Raw genomic sequence first — 12,327 nt, forward strand, 5'->3', positions numbered from 1 at the left:
ACAAGGGGAAGAGGATGAACGGGCGGCGAAAAGGCCGTAGAAAGAAGACGACCCCGACCAGGGGGGAGGAGGTCGGGGTCATCAGCGTTTCAGCCCCGGGGGGTCGGGCTGAAAGCCTCCGGCATTGCCGGACACTCTTGAATTTACACGCGCCCGCGCGAAGATTGCAACACCAACTATCTTTCATTTCTATTCCGTGGATCACACCGCACCTGTCACCTCGCCCCCGTACTATGCGACCGTGACCACGGCACAGCCGAACCGGATAGCCGCGTTCTTCGACCTCGACAAGACAGTGATCGCACGGTCGAGCGCTCTCGCCTTCACCCGCCCGTTCTACGACGGTGGGCTCCTGACCCGACGGGCGATGCTCCGATCCGCGGTCGCCCAACTCCAGTTCCTGCTCGCGAACGCCGACGAGAGTCACGTCGACAAGCTGCGCAAGCACGTCACCGACATGTGCACCGGCTGGGACGCCGCGCAGGTCAAGGCCATCGTCGCCGAGACCCTCGACGACGTGGTGCGCCCAGTCGTCTTCCCCGAAGCGCTCGAACTGATCGCCCAGCACAAAGCCGCCGGACACGACATCGTGCTGATCTCCGCATCGGGCATCGAGATGGTGGAGCCGATCGGCGAACTTCTCGGCGTCGACATCGTTCGCGCCAGCCGCATGCGGATCGTCGACGGGCACTATTCCGGCGACCTCGACTTCTATTGCTACGGCGACGAGAAGGCCGTCGCCGTCGCGGAACTCGCCGCAGACAAGGGCTACGACCTCGCGAAGTCGTACTCGTACTCGGATTCGATCACCGACCTCCCCATGCTCGAGGCCGTTGGACACCCTGCAGTGGTCAATCCCGACAAACCATTGCGCCAACACGCCGAAGCAAACAACTGGGAGATCCTCGACTTCGACATCCCGTCCGCGGCCGCACACCGGCCGAGCCCCTCGACTGTCGGACGAACCGCTCTGTGCGCCACGGGAATCGGCGCCATCGCCGCTGCCGCGGTGCTCTACCAGCGACATCACTCGCGCCATTCGGCCGATCGAGCCGCCTGAAAGTTCTTTTGCGAAACGCTTGCAGTGACCCGCATCACAGCGTAGAAAAGGGGTACGGAATCGCAGACGGCAAAGCTCAGGCCAGCAGAGAAGGCCTGATCCCCCGGAAACGATTCCCAGCACGGACGGCTAGCACCCACGCGGAGCACGCCGCATTGGCACAAGCGTTGTGCGCCTGCGACACCGTCGGCATCATTCGTGACCATTCCGCCAGAGAAGTACTCAGCCTGGGAACCACGTCGAGATTCCAGCGGCCACCCGCCGAGGCGACCCCACAACCCACCCAGCACGCTTGGTAACTTGCGTCCGTGCTTGCGGGCGACACCCCTTGATCCGGATCTTCACCGGAAGGGATGTCGCCCGCATTTATGTGGTTTCGACTGCGCTCAACCAGCGACGGGTTTCGACTGCGCTCAACCAGCGACGAAACCGGCCAGTCCTCCCCGTTCAGCCGGCAGCGGCGTCGGCGATCGACTTGGCTTCGGCCGCGCCGGCCTCCATCGCCTCACAGCACAGGACGATCCAGGCGCCGATCGCGCCGGCATCGCCGGTCCCGAAGAGCGCAGACAACTCCCGGTAGTCGCCGATCCGCCGCAGCCACGTCACCTCGGGGACACCCAGCAGGTGCGGATCCAGGCCGGTCGCCGCCGACACGAGCCGCGATGCACCACGCGCGACAACACCATTGCCCTCTGTGAACGGCGCGAGCGACAGCAGTTCACCGTGCACGACCGCAGCGAGTACGGGTGCGGGGACCGTGGACTGCCCGGTGATCAGTTGGCCGAGGAAGTCCAGACGCTGCGCGATGTGCGGTTCCGTCCGCGGTCGTCCAAGCAGTGCTGCGTCGTCGACGAGGCCCGCAGCGGCAAGTGTGTGGAGGCGCGCCAACGCCTGGGCCGGCGCTCGACGGAACACGGCACCGAGTTGGTCGATGCCGTCGGCGTCCAACGCCTGCGCGACGCGCATCGCGCCGTCGGTGATCGGGTCGTCGAACTGCGCATCTCGCTGCAGTTCCACACTTCCGCCTTCGATCGCCGCCGACGATCGGCCTGCCCGCCACGACGCCTCGCGCGACGTCTTGTCCCAGCCGCGGAGGTTGTACCGGTGACGGTGGACGGCGCTCAGCGCGTCGCGCGCCGACTCTGCGGCATCGCGGACGTCGGGCAGCTCGAGGAGCGGGGCCAGGGGATCAGCACTCACCCCGGCCACGATAGTCGCGGGTCCACCTGTCGCGTCACAGCGACCGTTCATCGCGTGGACCGGGCCGTGAGACGTACCGCTACTCGCATGCAACGTCAGGTGACTACCCTCACAGTGTGAGCTGATCCGGCGTGTGCGAATCGCCGACATTCGAGATTGGAAAGGCAACGACGATGACTGAAGCCAGCAAGGTGTACCCGCCCTCAGACGACTTCGCCGCGAACGCCAACGCGACCGCCGAGATGTACACCAGGGCGGATGCGGACCCCGATGAGTTCTGGGCGGAGCAGGCGCGTCGGCTCGACTGGGCGAAGCCGTTCGAGCAGGTCCTGGACTGGTCGAACGCACCGTTCGCGAAGTGGTTCGTCGGAGGCGAGTTGAACGTCTCGGTGAACTGCGTCGACCGCCACGTCGCTGCAGGCAAGGGCGACCGCGTCGCCATCCACTGGGTCGGCGAGCCGATCGACGACACCCGTGACATCACCTACAGCCAGCTCAAGGACGAGGTCTCGCGCGCTGCGAACTACCTGTCGTCGATCGGCCTGCAGGCGGGCGACCGCGTCGCGATCTACATGCCGATGGTCCCCGAGGCGATCATCTCGATGCTCGCGTGCGCGCGCCTCGGCCTCACCCACTCCGTGGTGTTCGCAGGCTTCTCGGCCGCGGCACTCCGCTCGCGTGTCGACGACGCCGAGGCGAAGGTCGTCATCACCACCGACGGACAGTTCCGCCGCGGTCAGCCCGCGCCGCTGAAGGAAGCCGTCGACGAGGCCCTCGGCACCGGAGCCGACGCCGCGCCGTCCATCGAGAAGGTCATCGTCGTCCGTCGCACCAACCACGATCCGGATCTCAACTGGGTGGAGGGTCGCGACGTCTGGTGGGAGGACACCGTCGGCGAGGCGTCGCCGAACCACGAGCCGGAGTCGTTCGACGCCGAACATCCCCTGTTCCTGCTCTACACCTCGGGCACCACCGGCAAGCCGAAGGGCATCGTCCACTCCTCGGGCGGCTACCTGACGCAGGCGTCGTACACCTTCCACAACGTGTTCGACCACAAAGAGGGCCGGGACGTCTTCTGGTGCGGCGCCGACATCGGCTGGGTGACCGGCCACAGCTACCTCGTGTACGGCCCGCTCTCCAACGGCGCCACCGAGGTGATCTACGAGGGCACCCCGAACTCGCCTGACGAGCACCGTCACTTCCAGATCATCGAGAAGTACGGCGTCACCACTTACTACATCGCGCCGACCCTGATCCGCACGTTCATGAAGTGGGGCCGTGAAGTGCCCGACGCCCACGACCTCTCATCGCTCCGCCTGCTCGGCAGCGTCGGCGAGCCTATCAACCCGGAAGCGTGGCGCTGGTACAACGACGTGATCGGCGGCGGACGCTGCCCGATCGTCGACACCTGGTGGCAGACCGAGACCGGCGGCATCATGATCTCGCCGCTGCCCGGCGTCACCGCCACCAAGCCGGGTTCGGCGATGCGTCCGCTGCCGGGCATCAGCGCATCGATCGTCGACGACAACGCCAACCCGGTCGGCGCGGGCGAGCAGGGCTATCTGGTCCTCGATCGTCCGTGGCCGGGCATGCTGCGCGGCATCTGGGGCGACCCGGAGCGTTTCAAGGAGACCTACTGGTCGCGTTTCGAAGACCAGCGCTGGTACTTCGCGGGCGACGGCGCGCGGTACGACGAGGACGGAGCGCTCTGGGTGCTGGGCCGAGTCGACGACGTGATGAACGTGTCGGGGCACCGCATCTCGACGTCGGAGGTCGAATCCGCACTCGTCGCCCATCCCGCCGTCGCAGAGGCCGCCGTGATCGGCGCGGCCGATGAGACGACCGGTCAGGGCATCGTCGCGTTCGTCATCCTGATGGGCGGCATCGACAACACCGGCGACGCGCTGATCGCCGAGATGCGTCAGCAGGTGGCCGTCGACATCTCGCCGATCGCCAAACCTCGCGAGATCAACATCGTCCCCGAGCTCCCGAAGACCCGTTCGGGCAAGATCATGCGTCGTCTTCTCAAGGACGTCGCGGAGGGACGTGAACTCGGCGACACCTCGACACTCGTCGACCCGTCGGTGTTCGAGGCGATTCGCGCCAAGAGGGCCTGACACATCTGAACGAGGCATCCGACGACAAACGAGGCACGCATGCGTGCCTCGTTTGTCGTTGAGCGCCTCGTGTGGCCGCGGTCAGCCCGCGACGGCGTGGATGACCGGGGCGCGCACGATCACGTCGGGGCATTCCGGATCGAACCAGCGGTCGATGCGCGCCCAGTGGACCGGGTGCAGCATGTACTGACCGACGACAGCGTCGACATCGGTGAACCACTGCTCCCATACGTGAGTCCAGTCCGGACCGTCCTCCACACGGCTCAAACGCCACGCGAGGATCGATGAGATGTGAGTCGGCATGTCGAGCGTCTCCCTCTCGAAACGCGCGACGACGTCCGGTGCGGTGCCAGGCTCCACCCGCAGAAGCAGCGCACGGTAGACGCCCGCCGTCGGATCGGCCACCCGCGATCCTGCAGACCCGCCGTCGAAGTCGGCGCCGTCGACCCGCGACACGGCGCCGTCCTCGGCGAGCACCGTGTCGATCGCGGCGCGGACTGCCGAGTCGGCAGTGCATCGAAGAAGCACGTCACCCGCCCGCAACGACGACCTGTGCGTCGGCTGGACCACTGCCGCGGGATCTGAGCCGACGACACCGCGCAGTCGCCGAACGACGGCGGCTGCGTCGTCCGGACTGCGGAGGTGGATCAGGCGGAGCATCTCAGACATCGCACAGCTCCGCCACGTCGTAGACCGACGACTCCATCGTCCGTGTCCGGTGGACGACGAGGTCGGCCACCGAGTCCCACCACCGAGCGGGCGCGTCGTCGTGGCGGGCAGCGAGCGCGCTCGACCACCAACCGGCCGCTCCGTCGACTGCCCATGTCACGGTGAGGACGTTCGAATCGTCGGCGAGGAACAACGGAGGCGACAGCGTCATCCGGTCGAGCCTCAACCCACGATCGCGGGCCCCCGGCATGTACGTGCTCTGGTACTCGTCGACGAACTCGCGAGCGCGACCGGCGGCGATCTCGACTCGGTCGACTATGTAGACGTCAATGGTGCTCACTCGACGCACCGTAAGCGCGAGCGGACCCTCGAATCGGTCGCCGTTCTCATTCACCGGGACGTCGGTGAGAAACACTGCGACGTGCCCTGGTCGGCATCGACGGGCAGGCATGGCAACATGAAGTCCGACCAACGTACAGCTTGAGGGAGAATTCGTGAGCGGCAATCAGGACACCTGGCCTCCGCAGCCCGCAGACGCCCCGCGCGTGCCGTCGATTCCGTTGTCGGACGCCAACCTCGGCGCTGACGGCGAACCGACCATCGGCAACCTCGTCAAGGATGCGACGGCCAGTGCGTCGACGCTGTTCCGCGCCGAGCTCGCCCTCGCGAAGTCGGAGCTCGTCACCGAGGCCAAGAAGGCGGGTGCGGGCAGCGGCCTGATCATCGGCGCCGCAGTCCTGCTGCTGTACGCGAGCCTGTTCTTCTTCGTCTTCCTCGGCTTCCTGCTCGACGTGTGGCTCCCGACGTGGGCGGCGTTCGGCATCGTGTTCCTGCTGCTCCTGATCGTGTCGATCGCCGCGATCGGCGTGGGATACATCCTGTTCAAGAAGCTGAAGGCTCCGGAGAAGACGATCGAGTCGCTGAACTCGATCGCCGAGGTCATCCCGGGTCGCCCGGCGTCGACCGGTGGTGTCGCGCACCCGCAGATCCCGCCGGCCCGCGACCCGATGGCTCGCTGACCACCGGCGACCAATCAGCGTGACGTCACCTCCCCCGGATCCGACGGAGGTCCGCTTCGACGGGCCGTGGCAGCATTTCGACGTGCGTGCAGGCGGTCTGCGCTTTCACGCCGTCGAGAGCGAGCAGTCGGTCGCCGACCGTCCTCTCGTCCTGCTGCTGCACGGCTTCGGCGAGTTCTGGTGGACGTGGCGGCATCAACTCCCCGCACTCACCGCTGCCGGATACCGCGCGGTGGCAGTGGATCTGCGCGGCTACGGCGACACCGACAAGCCTCCGCGCGGCTACGACGGCTGGACGCTGGCAGGCGACACGCATGCTCTCATCCGAGCCCTCGGGCACTCGTCGGCATCGCTCGTCGGGCACGCCGACGGAGGTCTGGTGTGCTGGGCGACGGCGACCCTCCATCCGCGGGCAGTCGACCGAGTGGTTGTGCTGTCCTCTCCGCACCCTCGTGCACTCAGGCAGGGCGCCCTGTTCAACTCGGAGGAGCGGACAGCGTTCCTCGCACCGTTCCTGCACAACCAGCTCCCGCGCATCGGTGAACGTCGCCTCACGCGGGGCGACGGCGCATTCGTCGAGGAGTACTTCACCGAACGCTCCGGGCGAGCGTGGCGGGAGACGCCCGACTTCGCCGAAGCGATCACGCGCAACCGACTCGCGATCCAGATCCCCGGCGTCGCCCACTGCAGTCTGGAATATCGCCGTTGGGCGTTCCGCTCGCAGTTCCGCCCTGACGGCTGGCGGTTCATGGAACTGATGAACAAACGACTCGATCACCCGTTTCTGGCCCTCCGCGGCCGCGAAGACGACTACATCCTCGACTCCCTCATGGCGCAGAGCCGCGAATGGTCACGCGACTTCGACTACCGCGTCATCAGCGGCGCCGGGCACTTCCTCCACCAGGAAGCACCGAGCGCGGTGAACGCCGCGATCCTGGGGCATCTCGACCGCTGAGCCCACTGAAGGAAACCTACTTCGCGGTCACGCACCTCTGTGTGCTGACGGCGGAGGTCCGGCCCTTCGCCGCGGCGAGGTCCTGCTGAACCTGGGACGCGGTGAGGGCGAAGCCGGTGTCGTCCGCGGGGTCCTGCGAGGCGCCGAAGACGAGGCCCAGCACCTTGCCGTCCTCGGTGATCATCGGGCCGCCCGAGTTTCCGGAGCGGATGAGGCCACGCATCGTGTACACCTCGCGCTGCACCGGCTTGGGACTCTGATAGATGTCCGGGCCGTTGAGGTTCACCACGTTCCGGACGCGGACCGGAGTGATCGTGTAGGGGCCGTTCTCCGGGAACCCGAGCACGATCGCGTCGTCGGACGTCGACGCCTGATCCGCGGCGAAATCAAGCGACGGCGCCCGCAGGTTCGGGACGTCGAGGATCGCGACGTCTGTCCGGTAGTTGAACCAGACGACGGTCGCGTCGAGATGCCTGCCACGGGCCGTCTCGACGGACACTTCGTCGGTTCCGGCGACGACATGCGCATTGGTCATGATCCGGTTCGGTCCGACGACGAACCCACTGCCCTCCAACGACTGTCCGCAGCTCCGTGCGACGCCGGTGATCTTGATGACGCTCGGCCGCACCTGCCGGACGATCGGGAGTTCGGCGAGTTGTTGGTCCGGCTCGTCGACGTTGGAGACCTTCGTCGCGCCGAAGGGGCCGATGACTTCCTTGATCCCGGAGGAGTCGATGAGCTCGGTCAGTTCGTCCGGCACGTTCCGCATCCACTGCGGAGCGACGTCGTCGACGGCTTGCACGATGCGCGAGTCGTCGACGGCCTGAGAGATCCTCGGCTGATCGGCGCCCCGCAGCGGGAACGACAGCAGCCACGCGGCCACCAGGATCGCCACTACCTGCAGCACCGATCCGACGCCGCTGTCGATTCGACGGAGCGTCGGTGAATGGATGCTGCTGCGGGCCGCCCGGCCGAGCACCATGCCCGACAGTTCGCCCACCACGATGAGGCCGATGATCAACAGGACCCCGACCGCGAGGCGCAGCCGCCCGTCGTCGAACTGTTTGATCACGAGCGGTGCGAGGAGGACCCCGGCGACCGCGCCGATCAGGACTCCGGCGAACGCGAGAGCCGACGCCGCAGCACCCTGGCGGTATCCGCTGAACGCGGCCAGGAGCGCGATCGCGACGATGACGAGGTCTACCCAGACGGACCCGCTCACTGCGGCGACTCCGGGACGTCAGCGGTCGCGAATCCCGACTCCTGGCGGTTGCCCGTCGCGGCGATCATCTTCTCGAGCGGCCGGACGTCGTTCTTGTCCCAGGGCACTTCCCAGCCCGCGGCCTCGGCTATCGCTGCGATGATTCCGCCGGTGAATCCCCACACCAGCATGCCGTCGAGCAGAAAGGCCGGGCCGCGGTACACGTTGCCGCCCATGAACGACCTGCTCACCTGGAAGCGGTTCTCGGGCTTGAGCAGTTCGCGGAGGTTCACTCGAGTGACGCGAGCGGTCTCACCCTCGTCCACCACGCGGACCGGAGTCGGCGACGACCAGTGCGCGAGCACCGGTGTCACTTCGAAGCCGGACGGTACCGGGAACGTCGGCAACGACGCGAGAACGTCGACGCCCTGCGGTATCAGCCCCGTCTCCTCGTAGGCTTCGCGCATCGCGGTGCCGACCGGGAAATCGTCTCCGGGATCACGGCTGCCGCCGGGGAACGCGATCTGACCGCTGTGGGTGCGCAGCGTCGCCGCACGTTCGGTCAGCAGGACATCCGCGTCGGCGGGCACACCTCCGGGGTGGTCTGCGGCGGCGTCGAACGACCCGCCGAACAGCACGAGCACCGACGCCGCACGCGAACTTCGGAGCGCGGCCACCCATTTGGAGCGATCACCACCACGATTGAGAACCGACTCGTTGACTGCGCCGACATCGTCGGTGATCGCCCGCATCCACTCGGGAACCGCAGCGCGGTCGACCAGTGGACCGGGCGTGTACTCGGGTCCTCGGCGACTCACGAAGCAGCCCCAAGGTCGACGCCCAGCTGCTCGCGGACGGCCCCGGTCAGATCTTCGTAGGTCTCGAACACACGCGGCAGCACGGCCGCCACGGATCCGTCCGCACGAATGAATACCGTGGACGGGAACACGCGTGGCGCCTTCACCGCCTGCGCGATCGAGCCCTGTGGATCGGTGACGACCGGCAAGTGGACTCCGACCTCTTGAAGGAACTTGAGAACGAAGTACGGCTTGTCGCCGCCCTCGCGTGCGTGAACTGCGAGCACGTTCAGCTTGTCACCCGAGGCCGCCGACAGTCGGTCGAACAGGGGAAGCTCTCGTCGGCAGGGCAGGCACCACACCGCCCACATGTTGATGACCAGTGGTTTTCCGGCCGTCGCAGCACCGACGTCGATCGTCGAGCCGTCGCCCATGCACGGCACGGTCACGCCTGCCAGCGGTCCGGTCGCCGCCGCACCGGCGCCTGCGGGACACGGGTTCAGCGCCGCGTCGCGCCGGGCCGCGTCGATCTCGCTCTGTGCCACCGTCTGGTCGGTGATGCCGGACGGCGGGCTGCTCGGCGCTGCGGGCGCCGCCGGTTCGTCGGTCCCCCGCGGCCACAGCGCGACGACCAGGGCGATCGTCACGATGATGAACGCGATCATCGCCCGCATGCCGGGCAGCGCAAACGTCTTCTTCAGGGTGTCCATCGTGCTCATTCGGTGATCCCCGCCAATGCGAGGAGATGGTCGGTCTCCGGAGCCTTTCACGAGTGCGGCCGCCTTGACCGGATCGACCTGCCCCTCGCCGAACGACGGGCAGTCCTTCGCAAGCAGGCAGACGCCGCAGGCGGGAGTCCTCGCGTGGCACACCCGGCGCCCGTGGAAGATGATGCGGTGCGACAGGTCAGTCCACTCCTTGCGCGGGATCAACTCCCCGACGACCTTCTCGACCTTCACCGGATCGGTCTCCTGAGTCCAGTCCCATCGGCGGACGAGACGGCCGAAGTGCGTGTCGACGGTGATCCCGGGGACACCGAACGCGTTGCCCAACACCACATTCGCCGTCTTCCGTCCGAATCCGGGAAGCGTGACGAGCTCTTTCAGGGTGCCGGGCACCTCACCGTCGAACCTGTCGACGAGCGCCTGCCCCAGGCCGATGATCGAGTTGGCCTTGTTTCGGTAGAAGCCCGTCGAGCGGATCATCTCCTCCAGTTCCGTCCGGTCGGCGCTCGCATACGAGAACGCGTCCGGGTACCGACGGAAGAGAGCGGGCGTCACCTGATTGACGCGGACGTCTGTGCACTGCGCCGACAGGATCGTCGCCACGGACAGCTCCAGCGGAGTGGTGAAGTCGAGTTCGCAGTACACGTGCGGAAACGCCTCCTGCAGAGTCCTGTTCATCCGACGTGCTCGTCGGACCAGGCCCAGCGGGGTCTCCGGCTTACGTCTGCTCACAACAACCCAGGTTAGCGGCCGCACCGCCGATGCGACGATGCGGTAACAACTCGGTGACGACCGGCGTTCTGGTTTCCCAGCGCACCGCAGGTTCGTGTTGACTGGCCTGCATGCAAGGACTGGCAGCTCTCCTGTTCCCTCCGGTGCTGATGTTCTTCGCACTGGCGATGGAGCGGGTTCAGACCGGGCTCGACCGACTGTCAGTCGGACGCGCCCACGTCGAGGAGTTCCTGGAGACCGCGGACGAGACCGATGTCGGCAACCTTGCGAAGGACGGACTGCCCGCCGCACTCGACGAACTGCGGCAGCGTCGCAGCAACGATGTGGGCGGGGAACCGGTCCTGCCGGCCGATTCTGACGCACGAACGCGCGCCAGCTGACCACAAAACGCGCAGTTTTCGGACATTTCACCCTCGTGTGAATGCCTCGTACACGCGTGATCAATTCAACAACTATGATTTTGACCGTAGTGTTGAACTTCGAGCGCACGTTCGGAACAAGAGAGGTTCTTTAGGTGGAAGAGATACTCGCCAGGGCAGGTATTTTCCAGGGGGTCGAGCCCACAGCCGTTGCTGCACTCTCCAAGGAGTTGCAGCCGGTCGAGTTCCCTCGCGGCCATGTGATCTTCCACGAGGGGGAACCGGGAGATCGGCTATACATCATCCTCAGCGGAAAGGTGAAGCTCGGACGTCGATCGCCTGACGGCCGCGAGAACCTGCTGACGATCATGGGGCCGTCCGACATGTTCGGCGAGCTGTCGATCTTCGACCCCGGTCCCCGCACGTCGTCGGCGACCACCGTAACCGAGGTCCGCGCCGTCTCCATGGATCGCGACGCGCTGCGCAAGTGGATCAAGGACCGCCCGGAGATCGCTGAGCAGCTGCTCCGCGTCCTCGCCCGTCGCCTGCGTCGTACCAACAACAACCTCGCGGACCTCATCTTCACCGACGTCCCCGGTCGTGTCGCGAAGCAGCTCCTGCAGCTCGCTCAGCGTTTCGGCACGCAGGAGGGCGGTGCCCTCCGCGTGACGCACGATCTGACGCAGGAGGAGATCGCTCAGCTGGTCGGCGCATCGCGCGAGACCGTGAACAAGGCTCTCGCCGACTTCGCGCAGCGCGGCTGGCTCCGCCTCGAAGGCAAGAGCGTTCTCATCGCCGACTCCGAGCGCCTCGCACGACGCGCACGCTAGTCGACCGACTCCCCTCGCTCCTTGAGCGAGAGGGCCTCTCCTGCTCCTTGAGCGCCCTTCGTCTCGCTGCGCTCGCTCAGGACCCGCGCAGCGAGTCGAAAGGTCCGGTTCCTGACACACATGTCCGGGGCCGGGCCTTCGTCGTAGAAACCCTTTCGACTCGCAAGCTCGCTAATGGAATGGACTGAGGTTGCCGACGAGAGTTGGCAGACTTAGTTGAGGTAGCCAGCCTTCGGGTGAGCACTTCAGCTCGCTGGGCCATTTCGTTGAGCCCTACCTTGAGATCGTGCCCCCGAAGGCTTCGCCTGACGAGCTCTTGATTGCTGCTGGGATGACGTGCCGGCCCACCCGTGCAGGTGTGGTGTGAGCACTGCGCCATTAGTCCGCAACCTGCTCGCCGGCCCCGGCTGCCGACCTCGGGCGGCACCACCGTCCGCCAGAGAAGGAACCGAGCAGCATAGAGAGGGTCGAGGGACATGTTGTTTGTAGGAGACGACTGGGCCGAAGATCATCACGATCTGGTCGTGATCGACGACAATCAGAAAGTCTTAGCCCGAGCCCGGGTCCCCGAAGGACCGGCCGGAATCACCGCATTCACCGACGTCATCGCACGAGCAGCGCTCAAGACAGTCACCAGTGACGATGACCTCGACGACGACGCTG

Annotated in this window: 12 protein-coding genes and 2 pseudogenes; 7 read left to right on the forward strand and 7 right to left on the reverse strand. The window is 66.4% G+C overall.

What is annotated here, in order from left to right; all coding sequences use genetic code 11:
- The first annotated feature begins 241 nt into the window (after positions 1-241).
- Positions 242-1,060, forward strand: a complete 819-nt coding sequence (locus GM1_RS15070) for an HAD family hydrolase (protein WP_008380188.1) — start codon at positions 242-244, stop codon at positions 1,058-1,060.
- A 447-nt stretch (positions 1,061-1,507) separates the two neighbouring features.
- Here GM1_RS15070 and GM1_RS15075 read toward each other — a convergent pair whose 3' ends face one another.
- Positions 1,508-2,260, reverse strand: a complete 753-nt coding sequence (locus GM1_RS15075) for a Fic family protein (RefSeq protein ID WP_008380190.1) — start codon at positions 2,258-2,260, stop codon at positions 1,508-1,510.
- 173 nt (positions 2,261-2,433) lie between these two features.
- On the opposite strand from GM1_RS15075, the gene acs reads away from it, so the two are divergent.
- Positions 2,434-4,377 (forward strand): acetate--CoA ligase, encoded by a 1,944-nt coding sequence (gene acs, locus GM1_RS15080; RefSeq protein ID WP_008380191.1) that lies wholly within the window; start codon positions 2,434-2,436, stop codon positions 4,375-4,377.
- Positions 4,378-4,458: 81 nt separating this feature from the next.
- On the opposite strand, the gene GM1_RS15085 is transcribed toward acs, so the two are convergent.
- Both GM1_RS15085 and GM1_RS15090 read right to left on the reverse strand, forming a co-directional pair.
- On the reverse strand, positions 4,459-5,046 hold the full coding sequence (locus tag GM1_RS15085) for a Dabb family protein (RefSeq protein ID WP_008380192.1): 588 nt from the start codon (positions 5,044-5,046) through the stop codon (positions 4,459-4,461).
- Positions 5,039-5,386 (reverse strand): hypothetical protein, encoded by a 348-nt coding sequence (locus tag GM1_RS15090; RefSeq protein WP_040520312.1) that lies wholly within the window; start codon positions 5,384-5,386, stop codon positions 5,039-5,041. Before GM1_RS15090 ends, GM1_RS15085 begins: the two co-directional genes overlap by 8 nt.
- Positions 5,387-5,540: 154 nt before the next feature.
- Here GM1_RS15090 and GM1_RS15095 point away from each other — a divergent pair, with 154 nt between their 5' ends.
- The gene (locus GM1_RS15095) at positions 5,541-6,065 is read left to right on the forward strand and encodes a phage holin family protein (protein WP_008380195.1); all 525 of its coding nucleotides are present in this window, start codon (positions 5,541-5,543) and stop codon (positions 6,063-6,065) included.
- A gap of 19 nt (positions 6,066-6,084) precedes the next feature.
- Positions 6,085-7,020: an alpha/beta fold hydrolase gene (locus GM1_RS15100; protein WP_008380197.1), complete on the forward strand. Its 936-nt coding sequence runs from the start codon at positions 6,085-6,087 to the stop codon at positions 7,018-7,020.
- A gap of 16 nt (positions 7,021-7,036) precedes the next feature.
- Here GM1_RS15100 and GM1_RS15105 read toward each other — a convergent pair whose 3' ends face one another.
- The 4 genes and pseudogenes from GM1_RS15105 to nth all read right to left on the reverse strand — a co-directional run bounded on the left by GM1_RS15105 (position 7,037) and on the right by nth (position 10,421).
- Positions 7,037-8,242: a MarP family serine protease gene (locus tag GM1_RS15105; protein ID WP_008380199.1), complete on the reverse strand. Its 1,206-nt coding sequence runs from the start codon at positions 8,240-8,242 to the stop codon at positions 7,037-7,039.
- The gene (locus tag GM1_RS15110; RefSeq protein ID WP_008380200.1) at positions 8,239-8,973 is read right to left on the reverse strand and encodes an NUDIX hydrolase; all 735 of its coding nucleotides are present in this window, start codon (positions 8,971-8,973) and stop codon (positions 8,239-8,241) included. Before GM1_RS15110 ends, GM1_RS15105 begins: the two co-directional genes overlap by 4 nt.
- Positions 8,974-9,035: 62 nt before the next feature.
- Positions 9,036-9,737 (reverse strand): TlpA disulfide reductase family protein, encoded by a 702-nt coding sequence (locus GM1_RS23210; protein ID WP_040520308.1) that lies wholly within the window; start codon positions 9,735-9,737, stop codon positions 9,036-9,038.
- Positions 9,734-10,421, reverse strand: a pseudogene (gene nth / locus GM1_RS15120) (endonuclease III). The gene GM1_RS23210 and the pseudogene nth overlap by 4 nt, the downstream one beginning before the upstream one ends.
- 164 nt (positions 10,422-10,585) lie before the next feature.
- Between nth and GM1_RS15125 the strand changes: the two are divergent.
- From GM1_RS15125 to GM1_RS22970, 3 genes and pseudogenes are all read left to right on the forward strand, one after another.
- On the forward strand, positions 10,586-10,855 hold the full coding sequence (locus GM1_RS15125; RefSeq protein WP_008380204.1) for a hypothetical protein: 270 nt from the start codon (positions 10,586-10,588) through the stop codon (positions 10,853-10,855).
- A gap of 134 nt (positions 10,856-10,989) precedes the next feature.
- Complete coding sequence (locus GM1_RS15130) at positions 10,990-11,664, forward strand: Crp/Fnr family transcriptional regulator (protein WP_008380206.1); 675 nt, start codon at positions 10,990-10,992, stop codon at positions 11,662-11,664.
- A 476-nt stretch (positions 11,665-12,140) separates the two neighbouring features.
- Positions 12,141-12,327 (forward strand): annotated as a pseudogene (locus tag GM1_RS22970) (IS110 family transposase); the annotation flags it as partial.

This window comes from Gordonia malaquae NBRC 108250 (assembly GCF_000344135.1).
Lineage (GTDB): Bacteria > Actinomycetota > Actinomycetes > Mycobacteriales > Mycobacteriaceae > Gordonia > Gordonia malaquae.

Excerpts from the sequence above, each read along its gene's own strand:
- acs (WP_008380191.1), top strand. The coding sequence starts at position 2,434 with ATGACTGAAGCCAGCAAGGTGTACCCGCCCTCAGACGACTTCGCCGCG.
- GM1_RS15085 (WP_008380192.1), bottom strand. The coding sequence starts at position 5,046 with ATGTCTGAGATGCTCCGCCTGATCCACCTCCGCAGTCCGGACGACGCA.
- GM1_RS15110 (WP_008380200.1), bottom strand. The coding sequence starts at position 8,973 with ATGCGGGCGATCACCGACGATGTCGGCGCAGTCAACGAGTCGGTTCTC.
- GM1_RS23210 (WP_040520308.1), bottom strand. The coding sequence starts at position 9,737 with ATGAGCACGATGGACACCCTGAAGAAGACGTTTGCGCTGCCCGGCATG.
- GM1_RS15125 (WP_008380204.1), top strand. The coding sequence starts at position 10,586 with ATGCAAGGACTGGCAGCTCTCCTGTTCCCTCCGGTGCTGATGTTCTTC.